At 36.6% G+C, this 20,448-nt stretch carries 23 protein-coding genes; 8 read left to right on the top strand and 15 right to left on the bottom strand.

The window, feature by feature from the left end; genetic code table 11:
* Positions 1-172: 172 nt before the first annotated feature.
* The 12 genes from FJR11_RS16930 to FJR11_RS16985 all read right to left on the bottom strand — a co-directional run bounded on the left by FJR11_RS16930 (position 173) and on the right by FJR11_RS16985 (position 9,167).
* Positions 173-391 carry a hypothetical protein gene (locus FJR11_RS16930; RefSeq protein ID WP_254444774.1) on the bottom strand — a complete coding sequence of 73 codons (219 nt, stop codon included), beginning with the start codon at positions 389-391 and terminating at the stop codon, positions 173-175.
* A complete protein-coding gene (locus FJR11_RS16935) occupies positions 388-1,113 on the bottom strand; it encodes a transposase (protein ID WP_168505749.1) in 726 nt (241 codons plus the stop codon). Before FJR11_RS16935 ends, FJR11_RS16930 begins: the two co-directional genes overlap by 4 nt.
* On the bottom strand, positions 1,061-1,399 hold the full coding sequence (locus FJR11_RS16940) for a DUF4276 family protein (protein ID WP_168505751.1): 339 nt from the start codon (positions 1,397-1,399) through the stop codon (positions 1,061-1,063). Before FJR11_RS16940 ends, FJR11_RS16935 begins: the two co-directional genes overlap by 53 nt.
* Positions 1,396-2,586: an ATP-binding protein gene (locus FJR11_RS16945; protein ID WP_168505753.1), complete on the bottom strand. Its 1,191-nt coding sequence runs from the start codon at positions 2,584-2,586 to the stop codon at positions 1,396-1,398. The genes FJR11_RS16940 and FJR11_RS16945 overlap by 4 nt, the downstream gene beginning before the upstream one ends.
* A gap of 369 nt (positions 2,587-2,955) precedes the next feature.
* Positions 2,956-3,366, bottom strand: a complete 411-nt coding sequence (locus tag FJR11_RS16950) for a PIN domain-containing protein (RefSeq protein ID WP_168505755.1) — start codon at positions 3,364-3,366, stop codon at positions 2,956-2,958.
* Positions 3,363-3,608 (bottom strand): hypothetical protein, encoded by a 246-nt coding sequence (locus tag FJR11_RS16955; protein ID WP_168505757.1) that lies wholly within the window; start codon positions 3,606-3,608, stop codon positions 3,363-3,365. The genes FJR11_RS16950 and FJR11_RS16955 overlap by 4 nt, the downstream gene beginning before the upstream one ends.
* Before the next feature lie 270 nt (positions 3,609-3,878).
* The gene (locus FJR11_RS16960) at positions 3,879-4,472 is read right to left on the bottom strand and encodes a Uma2 family endonuclease (protein WP_168505759.1); all 594 of its coding nucleotides are present in this window, start codon (positions 4,470-4,472) and stop codon (positions 3,879-3,881) included.
* 213 nt (positions 4,473-4,685) lie between these two features.
* Positions 4,686-4,904, bottom strand: a complete 219-nt coding sequence (locus tag FJR11_RS16965) for a type II toxin-antitoxin system HicA family toxin (protein ID WP_053538668.1) — start codon at positions 4,902-4,904, stop codon at positions 4,686-4,688.
* Positions 4,905-5,123 (bottom strand): type II toxin-antitoxin system HicB family antitoxin, encoded by a 219-nt coding sequence (locus tag FJR11_RS16970; protein ID WP_053538669.1) that lies wholly within the window; start codon positions 5,121-5,123, stop codon positions 4,905-4,907.
* A 257-nt stretch (positions 5,124-5,380) separates the two neighbouring features.
* On the bottom strand, positions 5,381-6,310 hold the full coding sequence (locus FJR11_RS16975; protein WP_168505761.1) for a hypothetical protein: 930 nt from the start codon (positions 6,308-6,310) through the stop codon (positions 5,381-5,383).
* Between the two features lie 162 nt (positions 6,311-6,472).
* On the bottom strand, positions 6,473-6,862 hold the full coding sequence (locus FJR11_RS16980) for a GxxExxY protein (protein WP_168505763.1): 390 nt from the start codon (positions 6,860-6,862) through the stop codon (positions 6,473-6,475).
* Between the two features lie 91 nt (positions 6,863-6,953).
* A complete protein-coding gene (locus FJR11_RS16985; RefSeq protein ID WP_168505765.1) occupies positions 6,954-9,167 on the bottom strand; it encodes a phosphoketolase in 2,214 nt (737 codons plus the stop codon).
* Between the two features lie 434 nt (positions 9,168-9,601).
* Between FJR11_RS16985 and FJR11_RS16990 the strand changes: the two genes are divergently transcribed.
* From FJR11_RS16990 to folP, 8 genes are all read left to right on the top strand, one after another.
* On the top strand, positions 9,602-10,984 hold the full coding sequence (locus FJR11_RS16990) for a cytochrome P450 (protein ID WP_168505767.1): 1,383 nt from the start codon (positions 9,602-9,604) through the stop codon (positions 10,982-10,984).
* Positions 10,985-11,226: 242 nt separating this feature from the next.
* A complete protein-coding gene (crtO, locus tag FJR11_RS16995) occupies positions 11,227-12,921 on the top strand; it encodes a beta-carotene ketolase CrtO (protein ID WP_168505769.1) in 1,695 nt (564 codons plus the stop codon).
* Between the two features lie 175 nt (positions 12,922-13,096).
* Positions 13,097-14,380: an AAA family ATPase gene (locus tag FJR11_RS17000; RefSeq protein ID WP_168505771.1), complete on the top strand. Its 1,284-nt coding sequence runs from the start codon at positions 13,097-13,099 to the stop codon at positions 14,378-14,380.
* A gap of 5 nt (positions 14,381-14,385) precedes the next feature.
* Positions 14,386-14,823 carry a hypothetical protein gene (locus FJR11_RS17005; RefSeq protein WP_168505773.1) on the top strand — a complete coding sequence of 146 codons (438 nt, stop codon included), beginning with the start codon at positions 14,386-14,388 and terminating at the stop codon, positions 14,821-14,823.
* Positions 14,824-14,941: 118 nt separating this feature from the next.
* Complete coding sequence (locus FJR11_RS17010) at positions 14,942-15,346, top strand: hypothetical protein (protein ID WP_168505775.1); 405 nt, start codon at positions 14,942-14,944, stop codon at positions 15,344-15,346.
* Between the two features lie 78 nt (positions 15,347-15,424).
* A complete protein-coding gene (locus FJR11_RS17015; RefSeq protein WP_174763115.1) occupies positions 15,425-15,778 on the top strand; it encodes an HNH endonuclease in 354 nt (117 codons plus the stop codon).
* A gap of 173 nt (positions 15,779-15,951) precedes the next feature.
* Positions 15,952-16,677: a triose-phosphate isomerase gene (gene tpiA, locus FJR11_RS17020; RefSeq protein WP_168506359.1), complete on the top strand. Its 726-nt coding sequence runs from the start codon at positions 15,952-15,954 to the stop codon at positions 16,675-16,677.
* Positions 16,678-16,731: 54 nt separating this feature from the next.
* Positions 16,732-17,577, top strand: coding sequence for a dihydropteroate synthase (gene folP / locus FJR11_RS17025; protein WP_168505779.1), 846 nt, complete (start codon positions 16,732-16,734; stop codon positions 17,575-17,577).
* Positions 17,578-17,591: 14 nt separating this feature from the next.
* Here folP and FJR11_RS17030 read toward each other — a convergent pair whose 3' ends face one another.
* From FJR11_RS17030 to FJR11_RS17035, 3 genes are all read right to left on the bottom strand, one after another.
* Positions 17,592-18,455 carry an SPFH domain-containing protein gene (locus tag FJR11_RS17030; protein ID WP_168505781.1) on the bottom strand — a complete coding sequence of 288 codons (864 nt, stop codon included), beginning with the start codon at positions 18,453-18,455 and terminating at the stop codon, positions 17,592-17,594.
* Positions 18,456-18,537: 82 nt separating this feature from the next.
* Complete coding sequence (locus FJR11_RS23425; protein ID WP_217358240.1) at positions 18,538-18,675, bottom strand: hypothetical protein; 138 nt, start codon at positions 18,673-18,675, stop codon at positions 18,538-18,540.
* A gap of 110 nt (positions 18,676-18,785) precedes the next feature.
* Positions 18,786-20,219, bottom strand: coding sequence for a polysaccharide biosynthesis/export family protein (locus tag FJR11_RS17035; RefSeq protein ID WP_168505783.1), 1,434 nt, complete (start codon positions 20,217-20,219; stop codon positions 18,786-18,788).
* Positions 20,220-20,448 lie beyond the last annotated feature (229 nt).

Genomic DNA, 20,448 nt, shown 5'->3' on the forward strand with positions numbered 1-20,448 from the left:
TATTAGGTTATATGATATTTGTTGCATGAAGGTTAAAAATGTATGTCAATTCCATAATCATCTGATGCTTGTTTGGTGCGAAGGGCTGTGATAATTGCGTTATTAATGGTGGGTATTGTTGGTTCTTTTTGCGTCAACCCAACCCACTTACTACTGAATCAATAAAAAATGATTAATTGCTGTTTAAACTAAGATATCTCCGCAAAATGTTTTGTGTCTGTTCTAATAATTCTGCTTCTAATTCTCCTAATTGTTGAGTTAAACAAATTTTGTCAAATGTCATGGGTTCAACGCAGATTAAAAGACTATCTACAGAAAGTCCATTTTGCGCTGATGTAGGTACTTCAACTACTGCTGGTGAAATGCGGGGGTTATTCGGTTTTGCGCTCATATCTTGCACCTTGAAATAGTAATGTCAATTCCATGACTAAGTGCTAAGGGTCGAAGTCGTTCAATGTCAAGTAATAACAAAGACAGGACTAAATGAGGAAGAAAAGTAGAGAGTGCAAGAAAAGCAGCTTTACCCCAGTCCAAAGAATCAGATAAAGAAGATGAAATATATGCCCAATATGCTAATAAATAGGCAGTCATAGACAAGATTAACCAACGATAAACCCCTAAAAGAGTGCCTTGTCCAAATTTGTCTAAACCAAAGCGATGTTTAGCAGTTTTGAACCAACCTTCAATTTGCCAACGGCGTTTACCCCACCAAGAAATAGTGCTAGGTTTAATGGGTTTTGTAGAGATAACATATCTTTTCAGAAACTGACCATTCTCGCGTTTGAAATAATACCAAGAAAGGGTAACAGGAAAATCTAATCCAATGAGTTGAACTTGTCTTCCTCGACGATGTAAAAGTTTAACAAGAGTGCCATTAATTAATTTACGATTACAACCAATACCAAGGACAGCATGATATTTAAGTTTACGAATACCGTTGATAAAATCTTTAGTGCCAAAAGCTGTGTCAGCTAGAATTTTCACCTCGAATTTTTTGGTAAAATCTTTTGGTAAGTTACGTACCATTCGTAGTGCCATCTGAGCAGGACTGGCTGTACCTTTACCTCTCCAGACACGAAAATTCCAGGGGATACGCCATTTTCCAACTACCAATTAATCCTATAATTCTTTCATAACCAGATGCACTCAAAGAATTATACATATCTCTCATGTCTGAAACAACATTATTATCACTACCAGAGTTATAAACTAATACATGAAATTTTGTTGTACTAATGAGAGGATCACTAGCAATTACTGTAGTAATTCTATTTCCTTGCTTACCATTTATAGAACGTACTTCTATAGAAATGTTATTTCTACCAGCAATTTCCTTCAGTAATTTTTCTACAAAAATCTGTTCTGTCTGTCCCTCCACAAAAATAGCTAATTTTTTCACTGATTTATAGACTCCTCATTCTGAAAACCTTCTACATAGAACTGACTCGCAAAAAAGTCAAAATTATTGAGTCCAGTAAACTTGAAATCATCAAATATTTGTTTTGAATTATTTATATTATGCAGCTTCGCTAATCCTGTTTTACGTTCAATGACAGACCAAAATTCTAAAGGAACACCATTCATAATAAAGCGATCATTGGAAGTCATTATTAGCTGAACTAATCCAGTTTTAGCCTTATCAATAAGTAATTTAATCATTGAAGATGATCTCTCAAAATCAAGTCCTTCACCTATATCATCTATTAAGATGCAACTGGATTTTCCAGATAAAAGAGAATAATTAACTTGAATAATTAGAGACAAGGCTCTAAACATACCTTGAGACATTGAATATTGTTCTGTCTTCTGTCTTAAGTCACTTTCCTTAACATAAAGACATTCTGGTTTTCTATCTATAAATTGATCTGTTTCGTCTTCAAGAAAAATAGATGGTGTTTTTGTACCAACTTCAGTTATTGCGTAACCAACAGATAACATATCTGATTTTATAGCTTCAATAAAAGGTGTTCCTAATTCTTCCTCTCCTAATTTAAAGATGCCAATTACTTGTTCTGTGTCCTTAAAATCTATTTTTTTTCTGAGTGATTCTTTTTTTCTAGACTTAACTAATGCAAAAACACTCCTTCCTAACTCTGTACCAAATTGATAGTATCTTAACGTACTTGCCCAAATATAAAGATTTTCAAAAAAAGGATGTTGAATAGAGTCCCTGCGTTTTAAAGCAGCAATTTCATCAATAGGAGTTTGAAAATCAATGTCTACGTTTAATTTGTTAGCCCAAATTTTACCTTCTCCTGATTTGTTTCTATTCAGATATATCTTACTCCCAATAGTTAACTTCTCTTCTACAACTGTGCCATTATCTACTATTAATACATAGACTTGCTTATCATCTGGACTATGAGAATTGAATGTTAAAGTCCATTCTTTGAAAATTCTGTCAGATTTAAGATTTTGGTCACCAGATAGCAAATTAGATAGTAAGTTAATCGCTCTGAGAATTTTAGATTTACCAGAAGCATTTTTACCAACAATCAAGTTTACATTACCTAATTGGCAACCATCTACACGCCATTCACTAGGCATCCCTTTATCTTCACAATAGTGAACTGAATCTAATTTCATATAATGTTCATTCCGTTAATGATAATGTATTTAGCATTTGCTGTAGTTGAGAATTATAAATCTGTTATTTAAACTATACATCAGTAGAGACTGTAAAAGTCGTACAGATATGCTTTGCTATCGCTCTATTAATCCCTAGTAATGCTTGAGTGAGATAACGTAAACAGATACAGAGTAAGCTTTTCAGGTGCGAACTGCTTGCAGCAGCGCTAGTTCCCTCCGGGACGCACTCGCGTTCGCTATCGCTCTATTAATCCCTAGTAATGGTTGAGTGAGATAATGTAAAAAGATACAGAGTTTTTGGGCTGTAATTTAGTGTTATTAATGGTGGGTATTGTTGGGTTTCATTACGTCAACCTAACCTACTTTTCAAAGCATTTTTAATAACTCTTCTGGCAATATTGCTGGTACTAAAGACGCTACAAAATCAACCTTATTTCTTGTGACAATTATTTCTACACCTGCTGCTGTTGCGGCTGCACTTGTCACTGCATCTTCAAAATCTTTAATTGGACTTTGCAAAGCTTGATGAATTACTTCATTTGTAACGCTGGCAATTTGAATATGTTGCAATAAATTTTCTATTAATTTACGTGCTGCTTCGCTACCAATTTGGCGGCGTAAAATATAGAAAATATTGGTGACAGCGTGTCCTGAAACAAAGCCTTGCACCTGTTTTTTCATGACTGTATTTAATGCTTGTGCTGAGGCAACAACAAACGGTTGACGCTGTGCTAAAATATCTAGCAAAACATCGCTGTCAAATAATACCTGCTTCAACTATATTTCTCCTCTAGGTAATTAACATAACTTTCTTCTGGATTTTCTGATTCTAAGCTAATTACACCTATTAAGCTTTGTGTCCAGGGGTCAAGTTCAGATAAGGTTTCTAGGGTGGGTTGAGGAGGAATAGAGGATAGGGTTTCTTGTTGAATTGATGCTAGTACGGTTTGCACAAAATTCCAGCGTTCTTTGATTGGTAATTTTAATACCTGTTCTTGCAATTGTTGTAATTGAATCATTACTTTGCTGTTAATTCTATCATTTACTATGTTAACAGATGGTTGATTTTGTTCGGGTGATAATTCTCAGGTGAGATGAATCTTTCTAGGTGTATCTATGATGGTTCTATTGTCTTCTCTTATTTACACGATAGCAGGGATCGCCCCAGTAATCCCTAGTAATGCTTGAGTGAGATAATGTAAACAGATACAGGGTTTTTGGGTTGGAATTTAGTGTTATTAATTGTGGGTATTGTTAGGTTGCCTTGTATTAACCCAAACTACAAACTACTACTTTTTAATACCTTTAATAAATGCTGTTCTTGCATCAATGATGGAAGGCATCAAAACACAGTTCATCAATAAATCTATATCTAAATCTGCCAATAATTCACTTTGATTAATTTGCTCATAATTATCGTTTTTAAGATGATATAAATACAATTTATTATTTTCCCAAAACCAGACTTCGGTAATATTAAATCTTTTATATTTTTCTAGTTTATCAATACTGCCACTGGTAATATTAATTTCAATTGCTAAATCTGGATTTTCCTTTTTTTCTCCGATGTAATAAGATTCATCAGGTTCAAAGGAAGCGCTCTTTTCTTTTGCACGACGAGTAGCACTACCTACTGGAATCAGATTTATACCTATTTCACAGGAATATAATTCTAGTAAAAAACCAAGAATGGTTTTAATCATTTCATGTTGTTCACTCAGCGTCATAAATTCGATGCACCCATCAAGATAAGTTATCCGCAAACCTGCTGCGTCTGCGGTTAAGGTTTCTATTGTTTCAAATTCCTCCCAGGTGTAATAACCAGGTAGAAGAAATCGCTGTTCGGAAATTGTGGTGGTTTTGTTTAAGGTTTGGATAGTCATAGTAATTTTATGGTTATGACTTTAATCTTGATTATAACTCATGGTCGGGTGATAATTCTTAGGTGAGGTGAATATTTCCAGGTGTACCTGTAATGGTTCTATTCTATTCTCTTCTCTTATTTACATGATAGCTGGTGATGGTTGGGTGAGATAATGTGAATAGATACAGAGTTATTAATGGTGGGTTATGTTATTGCTAACCCACGGAGAGTATTACTTATTTCCTAAAAATTCATCTACGGTAATTCCTGCTTGTCTAATTAAACTTCTGAGTAAACCTGGTGCTAGTTCTTTATGATTAGGAACTGATAAAATGGGTTTTGATTCGTGCCAAAGTATGATATGACTTCCGGTTTGATGGTCTACAGCATAGCCAAATTTTTCAAAGATTTTGACTGTTTGTTTACCGGAAATATTTGATAAGCGTCCCATTTATACTACTACTTCCCCTACAAAAGATTGAGATTCTTTGGTTACATAGGGTTTTCCATGTTTTTCTAATACGTGAAGATAGCCTTTGATAGCATCTTTGATATTTTCAATTGCTTCATCTAAGCTTTTACCTTGACTGACACAACCAGGAAGTTCTGGTACTTCAGCAACGTAACCTAGATATTCTGAATCATAGGTGAATATTACTTGAAATTTCATACAGGAGGGGTTTGTATATTTGTGTGCTGATTATTAATATATCTAATTTTCTTGGCTAGTTGTTCGAGGATTTGATTTAGTTCGGGTGATAATTCTCAGGTGAGGCGAATGTTTCCAGGTGTATCTGTGATGGTTCTATTGTCTTCTCTTATTTACATGATAGTTGGTGATGGTTGGGTGAGATGATGTGAACAGATACAGGGTTTTTGGGTTGTAATTTAGTGTTATTAATGGTGAATATTGTTGAGTTTCCTTCCTCAATCTAACCTACGTACTAAGTCTGTAATTGACTGTTCATAAACAAAACGCTCTATCCAAGCTTGTCCTACTCCTAAAAGTGCAGGTTTAATACCTTCTCTTATTTTAATTTTATAAATTTTTCCTTGTAGATATTGTTGTAATTGAAGTTCATCTATAGAAGAAGTCCGTCCACCTCCTAGAATAACAGATTGAAATTGGAGTTTTTCTTTAAGGCTATCTATAATCCAATAAATACGTTCAGTATACAATTTATTTTTCTGAGTTTGATTATAATCAGGATGCTCTTTTTCTATCCAATTAAAGAATGGCTGACCAGCTAAAATATGTATGTTGCCTTCAAAACCATTTGGCCATTTTCGTGCAATTACCTCACCTTCAAATGGCAAAATATAGGGGGTTTTCTTTGTAATTACAGCACAGCCAATACCACCCCCAAGAGTTAAGCACAGAATAGGTTTTTTCAATTTCTTCTGATTTAAACAATTAAATGCAAATGAAACAGCATCATTTAGTAGTAAAATATTAGAAATACCTAATTTATCATGAATTATCCTACTTAGTTCTTCTGGCCATTCCCAATATTTAGGAGTTGTAGCGGTCTTATTATAAACTTGGCAGCCTAATGAAAGTGCTAAACCATTTATAGATTGATTTTCAATCCATTCATTTAGCCATGATAAAAAATTTTCAAAATTATTTTCACCAAAAAATTCTTCACTATTTTTGTTTTGTGGTTCATCTATTTTTAAAGATTGAAGTCTATGTTCCTGTATTTTAAACTTGAGTAAAGCAGCCTTAGATCGCATATGCCCAATTTCAACACAGAGGATACTATAATCACCATCAGTAAATGATGTTGAGCGTGTTATTATCTTGTTTAACAATTCCCATAATTTTACTACCTGATCTACTGGTGAAAATTCCATTAGTACAATCCTTTATAAGTAAAATTTTGTATATTCATTCTAACCACACCCAAGTAAAAACCTAGATGGAGTATTTATATTATATTAATTTTTATAGTTTTGATACATGAAATTCCCCTAATTCAGAGGAACGCGGATGAACGCGGATGAACGCAGATGAGTTTAGAAATTACGGACAACACGCTTTATCTCCACTTTGGGATTACCAAAATTAATTAATAGACATAGAGTAAGTCCAGTTGTTTTCAGATAATTCATACATTGGGCAAAATGCTTAGTATCTAGTGCTGTTACTGCCTTTAACTCCACAATAATAGCGTTTTCCACCAACAAATCAGCCCTATAGTTACCCACAACTATACCGTCATACCAAACTTCCAACATTTTCTGCGGCTCAACCAACAAACCAGTTTTCCGTAACTCATGCACCAGCGCATTTTCATAAACCGCTTCCAAAAAACCAACCCCCAAAGTATTACCCACCTTAAAAGCACACCCAATAACCTGCTCCGTAACCCTATTAAAATCTAATCTGCGTTCATCTGCGTTCATCTGCGTTTCCCTCCAATAAAAATGAGCAAATGTACGCAACCCAACGCCAAAACATCCGCGTTAATCTGCGTACATCTGCGGTTAAAAAATCTTAATGCACCAACTCAATAGCCCGCTTAGTCAACGCTTCCGCAGTCAAACCATTAAAAGCCATCAACTCACCCGCACTAGCGGTAGTTTCCCCACGCTTCCAGGCAAAAGAATCACGCTGAGAATTACTGCGTAACATGATTGGTTCTAACATCGCCGCAGCGCCACCTGTCACACCAATTAAGGCATCTCCACCAAACAATTGCTCAAAATCGGCATCACTTAAAAAACCGTTATCAGGTTCAGAACAAGTATCCCAAGCAGTATCATGAGGACGATATAAACGACGAGGATTGATAATAGAAACAATCTTCACACCAATACCTTCAGTTTCTAAAAAAGCCGCCGCTTCAAACACAGGAATTAATGTCAAATCGCCAATGACAGCAAATACAACAGTCTTCCCACCAGCCACTTCATGTAATAACACCGCACCATCAATTAAGCCTTTTTCAGTTTGGGCAAAGGTGCTACGAATTGGCAAAGGAGACTTACTAGCAGTAATGACAATGCCCTTATTTTTTGTTTGCAAAGCCCAGTCATAACAGACTTGAATACTGTTAGCATCTGGGGGAAATAATGGGAAGACATTTCCCGTTCTCATCAATGATGCAAAATAAGCCTCTATTTCTGGTCTTTGGTGTGTCCAACCGTTGCGTCCTTGTTCCAATGCCCCGGCTGTAAATAATGTAATTGTTGACGGTGTTTTGCGGCGTAATTCTGCCATTGCTTGGGTGACAGTTTGCCAAATTGGTAAACCATTGATGGCAAAAGATTCATAGGAACACCACAAAGTTCTCGCCCCCATTAAGGATAAACCAGCCGCTAAACCAGCACAAGCATCTTCGCTCAAAGGTTCGTAAACTTGACCTCCTGGGGCTTGGTTATAGGTATCATCGGTTGTAGGGTGAATGATTTTTAATGCTTCATTAATATTACCAATTCCTGAAGCGGCGTTACCATCGGCGTTAGTCACAAGGAAGTTTTTATCTTTATTTCCTACTACTCCCACTAGCTTACCCATGACAGTTGTAGAAACTTGGGGAACTGCGCCAACTTGATATTCTACTAATGGTAATTCGCCAATTTCTGCTAAGGGTAATTCAAATTCTGTGACTACAGTTTTCGCAGCCGGACCACCTCCAGCCCGTTCCGCATTTGTCCGCACAATTTGCCATGCTGGGGCTGATAATGCCCGTTTTTGCAAGGCGCTGACAATGTGGGGCGCGTCTAAGGTATCTTTCGGATAGAGGTTGTGGGATTTTGCCCCTAAAGCGTGAACCCCTGCCCCTTTGAGTTGTTTGATAATAAATACAGTCAATTTACCGCCGAGTGCTGAACGGGCAGCTTTATCCATACCTACTAATACGGCTTTGGTAAATTCTAGGCGCTTGGCAAAGGAAAATACCGTACTATCAACATATTCACCTGCTTGGTTTTGGTCGTCAAAATCTTTGGCGTTGACTAATACCACTTCGGCAAAACCGTTACCTTGCCAATAGGCGATCATCTCTGCGTTGGTTTTCAAAGATACCATGCTGTGGTGTTCTTGGCTGTAACCGTTCCACACTAACACGGGTAAGAAGTTGGTAGCGGTGGGGTAAGCGGTGTTAAAATGTGCCATTGCACTCATGATATAGGGTTCACCCAGTCCCCCGTCTCCCAGGGTGAAGGGGAAGAGTTTATCACGGTGCAACAGGGCTGCGGCCATGGCGAAATGTTGTCCTTGTCCCAGGGGGCCAGCCGGTGCGAGAATACCGGGAATATAGCCGGATAGGTGTCCTAATAATCCATGCTTTTCTCGAAAGCGATCGCCCAATTGTTGTACTGTAGAAATGCCCATGTCTTCTAGTGATCTGTCGAGGAACATGGCACTATAGAAACCGGGGGCGTGATGTCCAACTTCGGTGATAATGTTTTTATGTCCCAACATGACCAAAGCTGCATAAGCCTCCGCTTGGCTGGCAAAACCGCCGGGATGTCCAGAAGCCTTACTAGCACTGACGTGGAGGGTGAGGTAGCGCAGGGCATCAGCCGCCAGTAAGGTTTGATATACTGCTGTTGTATCGGTAGGATTTGTTATAGATATATTACCAGATGCGATCGCTGGTGTTGCCCCATAAGTTTCAAAATCTGGCAATGCTTCCCCAAAATATTGTATTCCTTCGCAAAAATTTGGAACTGCGGAAGCTGTTTTTGATGTAACTACTGTCATGCTGAGTACCTTAATAAAATCGAAAAAAACTAGAGATTCTGGTTTAATGTCACCAAAATTTTACATCTTTAAGGATCTAATAGTTAATCGCATTTTCGCAATATCACCATAAGTAGGTTAAATGAACCACGTTCGCGGAGCGTCCCGAAGGGATAGGAGCGAAGTACACGAAGGAAGAAGGGAAGAAGATAGTTATCGTCAGTAACTCAGGCACATGGCGAAAAATCATTACTTATGATACCAAGAAATTAATTGCCTATTAAAATGGTACTAAAAGGTTGTCGTTAACCAGGTTATCAAAAACTGGAAGTTGAGAATAAGTTGATTGATTTTTAAGTTTTTGTTTCTTGTCAAGTTCCAATTACCCCAAGAGGGTTTATAGTTAAAGTTAAGTTATTCTGTAATTAATTGTGTAATCAAAATAGGAGAAAATTATGCAAATACTACCAGGACCAAAAGTACCAGCTACTATTCAAGTTTTAAACTGGATATTCAGACCCATGCCTTATATGGTAGAATGTGCTAAAAAGTATGGTGATTTGTTTACTCTAAAATTGCAAAGTAGCTTACCACCAATTCTATTTGTTCATTCTCCTGAAGCTATACAGCAGATATTAAGTAATGATCATAAAGAATTGGAAGCACCAGGAGAATTGAATAGTATTTTTGAATATTTACTCGGCAAAAAATCTGTGATTACTCTTAGTGGTAAAGAACATCAACGTCAACGGCAATTAATTATGCCTCCTTTTCACGGAGAAAGAATGCGAAATTATGCCGAATTAATTGAAAATATTACCACAAAGACTATCAATAAACAACCAAAAAATCAACCTTTTAATATTAGAAATGCTTCTCAAGAGATTACACTTGGGGTAATGATGGAAGCTGTTTTTGGTATTTATGAAGGAGAACGTCCTGAAAAACTTAAACAGTTACTGTGTGAAATTGTCGAACAAACTAGTAGTCCTTGGAGAGTGGCTTTTCTCTATTTTCCCAACTTAAAAAATATGGTTGGTGTTTCGGAAATTTGGAAAAGACAAATTAAGAAACAGGAAGAAGCTGACCAACTCATTTATCAAGAAATTCGAGAAAGAAGAGAAAACTTTGATCCTCAGCGGACGGATATCCTCACTCTACTGATGGTCGCAAGAGATGAAGAAGGTCAAGCCATGACCGATGAAGAATTAAGAGATGAATTAATGACCTTATTATTCGCAGGTCATGAAACTACAGCTACAGCGATTTCTTGGGCTTTTTACTGGATTCATAAACTCCCAGAAGTTCGAGAAAAGCTATTAGCAGAATTGGATAGTTTAGGAGAAAATCCTGATTTTAGCACCATCTTTAAATTACCATATTTAACTGCTGTTTGTAACGAAACATTAAGGATTTATCCTGTAGGAATGCTAACTTTTCCCAGAAAGGTAAAAACACCTATTTCTCTTGGTGGTTATCAACTTGAAGCAGGTACAATTATTATGGGTTCAATTTATTTAACTCATCAACGGGAAGATATTTATCCTCAACCTGAAAAATTCAACCCAGAACGCTTTCTAGAAAGACAATTTTCACCTTATGAATTTATTCCTTTTGGTGGTGGTTCAAGACGTTGTATAGGTTTAGCATTTGCCCAAATGGAAATGAAATTAATATTAGCTAAAGTCCTGAAAACATGGTCAATGAAATTAGTTAATACCGATGAAATTAAACCACAAAGACGGGGTTTAGTAACTGGTCCAAATGGTCCAATCAATTTAGAGATTCATAATCTTCGTCAACCAACATCTGCAAATTTAGAACCAGTGAAAGTTTAATCTAGTGAAGATCCCCGACTTCTTTTTTCAGCTTGTAAATAAACGATGAGTTCATATCAGAAGTCGGGGATCTGGGTTTATAACAACGAAGATCCCCGACTTATTTTTTCAGCTTGTAAATAAATTATGAATCCATATCAGAAGTCGGGGATCTGGGTTTATCGTCCATTTTTTTTATTTACTTGCAATTTGTTGTAAATATTAATAATATAAAAAAGCCAGGTTTTTATGTCATCAGAGATATGCAAGAATACGACGTTATCATTATCGGTGCTGGACACAACGGCTTAGTTTGTGCAGCTTATTTACTCAAAGCAGGTTATAGCGTCCTCTTACTAGAAAAACGTCCTGTTCCTGGTGGTGCAGCGACAACAGAAGAATGTATTCCAGATAAAGCACCAGGTTTTAAATTTAACTTGTGTGCCATTGACCATGAATTTATTCATTTGGGTCCAGTAGTAGAAGAATTAGAACTCACAAAATATGGCTTAGAATATCTAGAATGTGACCCAGTTGTTTTTTGTCCTCACCCCGACGGTAAATATTTTTTAGCCCATAAATCCTTAGAAAAAACCTGTGCAGAAATCGCTCGTTACAGTGAACGAGATGCTAAAAAATATGCCGAGTTTACAAATTATTGGCAACGGGCAATTAACGCCATGACTCCCATGTTTAATGCCCCACCCACATCAATTATAGATATTTTTGGTAACTACAATCTTAAACAAGTTAAAGATTTATTTTCTGTAGTAGGTTCTCCAGCCAAAAGTTTTGATTTTGTGCGAACAATGTTAAATAGTGCCGAAGATATTCTTAATGAATGGTTTGATGAAGAATTTCTCAAAGCCCCCCTATCTAGATTAGCATCAGAATTAGGTGCGCCACCTTCTCAAAAAAATCTGGCAATTGGGGTCATGATGATGGCCATGCGTCATAATCCTGGTATGGCTAGACCTCGCGGGGGTACAGGTGCATTGGTGCAAGCATTGGTAAAATTAGTTAATAGCAAAGGTGGGGTAATTCTCACCGACCAGCACGTAGAAAAGATTTTAATTGATGATGGTAAAGCTGTAGGAGTTAGGGTGACTGGTGGTAAAGAATATCGAGCAAAACAGGGGGTAATTTCTAATATTGATGCTCAAAGATTATTCTTACAAATGACTGAAAAAAGCGATATTGATGCCGTTGACCCTGATTTATGGGAAAGATTAGAACGTCGCATTATTAACAACAATGAAACTATCCTCAAAATAGATTTAGCATTAGATGAACCCTTACATTTTTCTCACCATGATCATAAAGATGAATATCTCATTGGTTCAATTCTCATTGCTGATTCTATGAATCATGTCGAACAAGCTCATAATAAATGTACAATTGGCGAAATTCCTGATTCTGATCCTTCCATGTATGTGGTTATGCCAAGCGCCCTTGATCCTAGTTTAGCACCACCGGGAAAACATACTTTATGGATTGAATTTTTTGCTCCTTATCAAATTGCTAATGCAAAAGGTACAGGTTTAAAAGGGACAGGTTGGACTGATGAATTGAAAAATCAAGTTGCAGATAAAGTAGTTGACAAATTAGCAACTTACGCCCCCAATGTGAAGAAAGCAACTATCGCTAGAAGGGTAGAAAGTCCCGCAGAATTAGGAGAAAGACTAGGCGCATATAAAGGGAATTATTATCATATTGATATGACAATGGATCAAATGATCTTTTTCCGACCCTTGCCAGAAATAGCCAATTATAAAACCCCCATTGAAAATCTCTTTTTAACAGGTGCAGGAACACATCCAGGTGGTTCAATTTCCGGTATGCCAGGACGCAATTGTGCGCGGGTATTTTTGCAGAACAAGCAACCCTTTAGCCAGGCTTTAAAAGATGCCGGAAATTCGATTAAATCTACAGTTGGTTCGGTTTTTGGGATTAGTTGAGGAATAAAGATGTAGGGTGCGTTATGCTGCGCTAACGCACCAGTTTTTATATATTAAGAAGTTGTAATTTTCTCAAATATATCAAAAGATTTTAAATTTCTCAAATATAATGTAAAATGTATTGATAACTTACTTCCTGATAATACATTTGTATTATTTATTTCGTATTGCGCTTATGGAAAGACTGACAGTAAAAAACTTTCTAAACATTAAAGATATTGAATTTAATTTATCAAAAATAAATATTATTATCGGACAGCAAGCTAGTGGTAAAAGTGTAATTGCTAAATTAGTTTATTTCTTTAAAGATTTCTTTATTAAATATCGTTCTTCAATCCAGAATAAGCAAAAAAAAGCAGAATTTGACAGAAGTATAATTACAACTTTTAAAATCATATTTCCTGAATATTCTTGGAAAAATCAGGAGTTTCAAATTTTATATGAATTTGATAGTTATTCCGTAGCTTTAAATAACCAAAAATTAGATGATAAGAAGTCTAAATTATCTTTAATATATTCTGAATATTTAGTTAACGTTCGCAGGAAAATTTTGAGCGAGTATAACAAAAAAACTATTGAATATGCAGAAAATAACCCTGAAAAAATAATTGAAGAATACTACAACACAATTTTCACTAAATATGTTCTTAGAGATGTTAATAGTCTTGACTTAATAACTTTTATCCCTGCTGGAAGATCGTTTTTTGCTAACTTACAAAATAATATTTTTTCCTTTTTATCAGAAAATATACTCATAGATTATTTTCTAAAAGAATTTGGTTCAGCTTATGAAAGAGTAAAAAATTTGTATCATGTTAGGAAATTAATTCATCAATTAAAGCCAAATGATTCAATTGATGAATTAATTAATCAGATAATAGTTGGTAATTATTCGTATGAAAAAGATCAGGACTGGATATTATACACTAACGAAACTAACAAAAGCAGAAGGACTAATTTATCACATTCATCTTCTGGACAACAGGAGGCTTTACCTATGACACTTATATTAGCTATTTTGCCTTTTATTAGCTCAACAACACGCCTTTTCATTATAGAAGAACCAGAAGCACATTTGTTTCCTACATCACAAAAACATATTGTAAGTTTAATTGGCCAGGTTTTTAATGCAACGGAAAAAAAGCATAAGTTTTTCATAACCACTCACAGTCCTTATATATTAACTGCTTTTAATAATCTAATTCAAGCAGGTAACACTTTGAAAGCATTAAGAGAGAAACCTGAACAAAATTATTTACTAGAAGCTTTATTTAAAATAGTTCCAGAAAATCAAACATTAGATATTAATGATGTTGCTGCTTACACCATCAAAAATGGCATGATTGAAAGTTTGATCAATGAAGATAATAACTTGATTGATACAAATATCATTGATGAAGTATCCAACGAATTTAGTCAAGTGTTTGAAAAATTAATAGAACTTGAATTTGGAGAATAAAATTTGTGGACTTAGATAAATGTTCCGAAAAAATAAGCCATAAAAATATATTAATAGAAGAAAAGAAAAGTAGTAAAATAGTCTTTACAAATGAAAATTCAATAGAAGTAACTAAAGTTCAAGTAGATGGCTGTTTAGATATTCAAGGAGTTAAATGTGATTGGTTACTAATTATCAATGAACCTTATATTGAAATTTATATAGAATTAAAAGGTTCTGATGTAGAACACGCTTTTAATCAAATTGAAAATACTATTAAAATTGTCTCAAAAAATTATAAAACAGTCCTCAAGTATTGCTATATAATCACAACTAGATGCCCTATAAACTCAGCACAAATTCAAGTTAAGGCAAAATCATTTAAAAAGAATTATAATGCAGTGCTAAAGGTAAAAAAAACAGGATCTAATGAAAGTTTTAATACATTCATTGTAGATAAATAAATGTATTATTTATGATATTGTATACTATGACATGGAAATATAGGATTCAGATTTCAAAAGATTAATAATTGAAATGAAGTAAAATAATCAATATAAAATAAACTCTAACCTTCACCCTATGCCCACTGAAACAGTAACTCTCCAAATCCCAGAAATTATCTATCAGCGATTAGTTAATACTGCTAATGCTACTCAACGTCCCTTAGAAGAAGTAATGCTTCATGCTTTGCAAGTTGGTAGTCCACCAGCATGGGATGATGTACCAGAGGAATTTCAAGCTGAAATTGCCGCATTAGATAAGCTAGATGACAATACTCTTTGGCAAATTGCCAATGGTCGAAAAACAGCAGATGATATGGACAGATATAACATCCTGCTTGATCATAACTCTAGGGGTATACTTACAGAAGTAGAACAATTAGAGTTGATGTCACTTCGACATGAGGCTGATTTATTTATGTTATGTAAAGCCCAAGCAGCAGTATTACTCAGTTGGCGAGGGTATCGTCTATCAAATTCTTAAATTGTTGTGTCTACATATATTTCTGAAAGTTTAAGACAAAAAATCATAGAGAGGGATAAATCACGTTGCTGTTATTGCTTGACATCTGAAGCAAATAGCGGTATTCCTATGACTTATGATCATATTCACCCAGTTTCTAAGGGTGGAGAAACAACTTTTGAAAATCTTTGTTTAGCTTGTCGTTCATGCAACGAATTCAAAAGTGATGCAGTTGAATCTATAGATCCTTTGAGTGGTGAAACTATACAACTATTTAACCCTCGTAAACAGAAATGGGCTGACCATTTTGGATGGAGTGCTGATGGTACAAGATTAGAAGGTATAAATGCTATTGGTCGCACCACAATAGTTAAGCTACGAATCAATAATCCAATCATTCTGATTGCTCGAAAGCGTTGGGTAATTAGTGGTTGGCATCCTCCTCTTGATTGATAGTATGTAAACAATAACTTATACAGCATCTAAGTTAAAAGACAAACACTCAGGCTGTGTTACTACTGACTACTGTTGCAGTAACTCAGTGAATTCTGCTTTATGAATAGTCCTAAAAAAGTAGTACATTAAAAAGTGCATCTAGTAGCATTAAAATTTTGATTAAATCACCTGTGCGGAAAATCGTTATTGCCGGTAACTGGAAAATGTTTAAAACCCAGGCAGAATCCGCAGAATTTTTAAGCGGATTTTTGCCTCACCTAGAGGAAACCCCCTCAGTCCGAGAAGTGATACTGTTTCCTCCCTTCACCGACTTAAGCCTGCTGTCCAAATCTTTGCATGGTAGCCGTGTGAATTTGGGCGCACAAAACGTCCACTGGGAAGAAAGTGGAGCATATACGGGCGAAATAGCTGCCCCCATGCTTACGGAAATTGGTGTGCGTTATGTGATTGTGGGACATAGTGAAAGACGGCAATTCTTCGGAGAAACAGACGTAACTGTCAATCTCCGTCTCAAAGCTGCCCAAAAGCATGGACTCACACCCATTCTCTGTGTTGGGGAAACTAAACAACAACGAGACGCTGGGGAAACAGAATCAATAATTAGCACCCAATTAAAAAAGGATTTGCTAGACATTGATCAAACTAACTTGATCATTGCCTATGAACCAATTTGGGCTATTGGTACTGGTGATACCTGTGAATCCAAGGAAGCAAATCGGGTAATTGGCTTAATTCGCAATCAATTGACTAATCCCCTCGTTCCTATTCAATATGGGGGTTCAGTCAACCCGAATAATGTTGATGAAATTATGGCACAACCAGAAATTGACGGCGCTCTCGTTGGTGGCGCTAGTCTAAAAGCTGATAGTTTTGCCAGAATTGTCAACTATCAATAGTGGGGATTGGGGATTAGGGATAAATCAATTAAAAATTAAAAGTTAAAAAATTTCATGTCTAACAACTTAACTATCCGAGATCACTGTTTTACCTGGGGAAAGCGGACTTATCTCATGGGAATTTTGAATGTCACCCCGGATAGTTTTAGTGATGGTGGTAAATTTAACACCACCTCAGCGGCTTTAACCCAGGCACAAGCAATGGTGGCTGCTGGTGCTGATATCATTGACATTGGTGGACAATCAACCCGTCCAGGGGCGGAGCAAATCTCCCTAGAAGCAGAACTTGAGCGGGTGCTATCTGTTTTGGAGTTGCTACGTCCAGTCGTTGATGTCCCCATTTCTGTAGATACCACTAGAAGTGAAGTAGCTAAAGCAGCAATAAATGCTGGAGCAGATATAGTTAATGATATTTCTGCTGGGACATTTGACCCCCAAATGTTGCCAACTGTTGCTAGTTTAAATGTGCCGATTGTGTTAATGCACATCCGAGGCAACCCGCAAACTATGCAAAAATTTACTGATTATGAAGATATAATTACTGATATTTATAACTTTTTATCCCAAAAAATTGCCGATGCTACACTTTTGGGAATTGAACACAATAAAATAATTATTGATCCTGGCATTGGTTTTGCTAAAAATCATGGGCAGAATTTAGAAATTTTTCGCCGCTTAGAATCGCTCAAAACACTCAATTCTCCGATTTTAGTAGGAGCATCTCGTAAAAGTTTTATCGGTAATATTCTCAACCAACCAGAGCCAAAAGCAAGGGTTTGGGGAACAGCCGCAGCCTGTTGTGCAGCGATTTTTAATGGTGCAGATATCCTCCGAGTTCACGATGTTCAAGAAATGCAAGAAGTCACTCTAGTAGCAGATGCTATTTTTCGTAATTCTTAACTACTCTTGCCTTATTAATTAGCTCCATTACCGTTACCATTACCGTTACTAGATTTCTTGCCATGATTTTCTAGATTTGATGGATCAGAAATCAACTCCTGAAACATTTCGCTTGAGTTAGCAGGATCTACAAATACAATTTTTGCATTATTGCTTTCACCCAGTTTCTGACTAGCATCTACATAATCTTGGGCCACAAGATACCTTAAAATATCCTTACTTTCAGGGTGAGAACGCAAGGCTTCAGAAATTATTTCTATAGATGTTCTAGTTCCTTCCGCTCGTTTAACTGCTGCTTGTCGTTCCCCTTCTGCTGCTTCTATAGCTGCCTTTTTTTTAATTTGTGCATTCTGTTGTTCTTCCATAGACTTGCGGACAGTTTCCGGTGGGGTGATGCTCTGAATATCCAAACGGATAATTTCAATTCCCCATGTGGCTGTAATGGGATTTAATACGCCTAATATGCTTCTGTCCATCTCGTCTCTAGACATATTAGTATCCTCTAAAGAATTCTGGGCGATATTCTCCCGGAGGGTAGTTGTTGCTAAGTTGGCTAAGGCCTGTTGTAAATCATCAATGGCATAAAAGCTTTTTTCAATATCCTTGATGCGCCAGTAAAGAATTGCATCAACTTCTAAATAAACTCCATCCTGAGTAATTACATTTTGCGGTTTAATATCTAACAACTGCTCTCTGGTTGTATCCTCCATCACAATCTGATCAAGAATGGGAACAATAAAACTAAGTCCAGGATTGAGTTTGCGATGATACCGCCCCAATCGTTCAACTAAAGCAACATTCCCTTGATTTACCATCTTTGCAGATGCCAAGGCATAACCTACTAGAGCTAAAAATATGATAAAAAAGATTGGGTCCATTATATTCTCCTCTTTCAGCTTTGGGCAAAATTGATTGTTAGGGTTATGTTTATAACTTGTATTAACTTTAAATTAAAATGGTTTAAGTGCGTAATTTTCTAATTAGTAACTGTAATAAACCTGCGCTCACATTATAGGCGATCGCCACACCCCTAATCATTAATTGCCGAAAAAAGATTACCCAATCACTAGGAGAACATACAGGCATCATTAAAATCATACCCCAAAGCAATTTCCAGTCTCTTCCCGTTGCCCCGTTCCTTGCTATATCTCTATTGTGGGGCTAGATTTTTTGATAGGAAACCTAGAAAACCAAGTTTTAGGCCTAACCTAAAATCCAAAGAATAATCTAACAATCCCCAAGATAGTACCCAGAGGACCAGCTACAGTATTGACTCTATCACCAGTTTTGGCTAACCCGTTACGATCAACTACTACAACATCATTGTTGCGAAGGATCGGATTTGTTTCCTCGTTAATTCCTTTAGACAAATCTACCTTAACTGGACGTTTACTAACAGTACCATTAGAGTTGAGACGAATCAGTTCTACACTTCCTCTACTGGCTCTACCATCATTGAAACCACCAGCCGCTAATAATGCCTGATTTAAAGAACTATTGGGTTGTAGTTTGACTGCACCTGGCCTTTTCACTTCACCGACTACACCCACTTCAATAGTATTTGGGGACAAAGTAGTTGTAGCCAATTGGGTAGATTCAGCAGCACTAATATCCGTAGCTGTAGGAATGATAATAGTATCGCCATCCTGCACCACTATGTCTTGATTGATATCACCACTTTGTAGTAATTCCCATAAGTTGATATCTATAGTTTGTTCTGTACCAGTGCGGGTAGGACGGCGTAATTTAATCTTACGAACATCCGCAAGGGACGTAATTCCCCCGGCTAGTTGCAAACTCCGCATCACAGTTGGTAAACCACCACCAGCACCACCATCTTGTGCTCCACCTGCATTTCCAGGGGTGACAAGATAAGAACCAGGACGGTAAACTTGACCAATTACCACCACTGTGCGCGGTGAAGTTTGACTAGCGGCAAAGTTAGCTGAAAATAAATTTCGGGCTTCAGCAACATTCAGACTGGCAGCGGTGGGGACAATAATCGTATCTCCATCTCGTAAGGTAATCTCCTGGGATATTCTGCCTGTTTGCGTCAATTCCTTTAAGTCCAGCGAGACTGTCTGCTCCCCAGAACGTCCTACTTTGCGGCGTAATTGTACTTGAGTCACATCTGCTGCTAGTGTTACCCCTTGGGCTACTGTTAGTGCTGCTAATACTGTGGGGTATTGTACACCAGGGTTATTCCCTGCTCCTCCTTCTAAGCTGAGAGTATAAGCTCCTGGTCTTGTTACTTCACCAGCGACAAATACATTAATGGGACGCGGTGATAATAAGTTGACAGAAATCAGGGGGCGTTTGAGAAAGCGAGCATATCTTTTAGCAATTTTATCAGCAGCCTGTTCAGTGCTTAAGCCTGACACAGGGACACTACCAATTAAAGGCATATTAATGGCACCACCCGGAGGAATTTGATATTCACCAGTATATTCTGGGACTTCAAATACATTTACTCGGATGCGATCGCCACCGCCTAATAAGTAATCTGTAGCTATATTGGATGTTGATTTTGCTGGCTGTTTTTGCGCCAAACTCACAGATGGCAAAGCAATATTGACAGTTGTTAGCAATGCTAAACCCAGAGTTGAATGGGTGAGAACTTTACACAAATTTTTATTAAGCATATTTACCTGAGACTTTGAAGATGAGGATATTTACAGTTATTCTGAAACATTTTTGCGTTGAGTCTACTTAAGCATCGCAGTGGCTCAACAATTTTATTTTCTAATAAATCTTTAGTTTTCCGGACATAAATAATTTGTTGATTGGGGATATTGATTTTAATTTTTCCATAAAGTCAGTTCATATTTTAACTTATTTCTGCAATTAAATTTTCAAGATTTATAATAATTT

It is taken from the genome of Anabaena sp. UHCC 0187, from assembly GCF_009712035.1.
In the GTDB taxonomy this organism is placed as follows: Bacteria; Cyanobacteriota; Cyanobacteriia; order Cyanobacteriales; family Nostocaceae; genus Dolichospermum.

What these genes read in the sequence shown, in the direction of transcription:
- FJR11_RS17010 (WP_168505775.1), top strand. Translation starts at nt 14,942, where the DNA reads ATGCCCACTGAAACAGTAACTCTCCAAATCCCAGAAATTATCTATCAG.
- FJR11_RS16980 (WP_168505763.1), bottom strand. Translation starts at nt 6,862, where the DNA reads ATGAACGCAGATGAACGCAGATTAGATTTTAATAGGGTTACGGAGCAG.
- FJR11_RS16960 (WP_168505759.1), bottom strand. Translation starts at nt 4,472, where the DNA reads ATGACTATCCAAACCTTAAACAAAACCACCACAATTTCCGAACAGCGA.
- FJR11_RS17000 (WP_168505771.1), top strand. Translation starts at nt 13,097, where the DNA reads ATGGAAAGACTGACAGTAAAAAACTTTCTAAACATTAAAGATATTGAA.
- FJR11_RS23425 (WP_217358240.1), bottom strand. Translation starts at nt 18,675, where the DNA reads ATGATTTTAATGATGCCTGTATGTTCTCCTAGTGATTGGGTAATCTTT.
- FJR11_RS16985 (WP_168505765.1), bottom strand. Translation starts at nt 9,167, where the DNA reads ATGACAGTAGTTACATCAAAAACAGCTTCCGCAGTTCCAAATTTTTGC.
- FJR11_RS16930 (WP_254444774.1), bottom strand. Translation starts at nt 391, where the DNA reads ATGAGCGCAAAACCGAATAACCCCCGCATTTCACCAGCAGTAGTTGAA.
- FJR11_RS17030 (WP_168505781.1), bottom strand. Translation starts at nt 18,455, where the DNA reads ATGGACCCAATCTTTTTTATCATATTTTTAGCTCTAGTAGGTTATGCC.
- FJR11_RS16975 (WP_168505761.1), bottom strand. Translation starts at nt 6,310, where the DNA reads ATGGAATTTTCACCAGTAGATCAGGTAGTAAAATTATGGGAATTGTTA.
- FJR11_RS16965 (WP_053538668.1), bottom strand. Translation starts at nt 4,904, where the DNA reads ATGGGACGCTTATCAAATATTTCCGGTAAACAAACAGTCAAAATCTTT.
- FJR11_RS16990 (WP_168505767.1), top strand. Translation starts at nt 9,602, where the DNA reads ATGCAAATACTACCAGGACCAAAAGTACCAGCTACTATTCAAGTTTTA.
- FJR11_RS16970 (WP_053538669.1), bottom strand. Translation starts at nt 5,123, where the DNA reads ATGAAATTTCAAGTAATATTCACCTATGATTCAGAATATCTAGGTTAC.
- FJR11_RS16945 (WP_168505753.1), bottom strand. Translation starts at nt 2,586, where the DNA reads ATGAAATTAGATTCAGTTCACTATTGTGAAGATAAAGGGATGCCTAGT.
- FJR11_RS16955 (WP_168505757.1), bottom strand. Translation starts at nt 3,608, where the DNA reads ATGATTCAATTACAACAATTGCAAGAACAGGTATTAAAATTACCAATC.
- folP (WP_168505779.1), top strand. Translation starts at nt 16,732, where the DNA reads ATGTCTAACAACTTAACTATCCGAGATCACTGTTTTACCTGGGGAAAG.
- crtO (WP_168505769.1), top strand. Translation starts at nt 11,227, where the DNA reads ATGCAAGAATACGACGTTATCATTATCGGTGCTGGACACAACGGCTTA.
- FJR11_RS17035 (WP_168505783.1), bottom strand. Translation starts at nt 20,219, where the DNA reads ATGCTTAATAAAAATTTGTGTAAAGTTCTCACCCATTCAACTCTGGGT.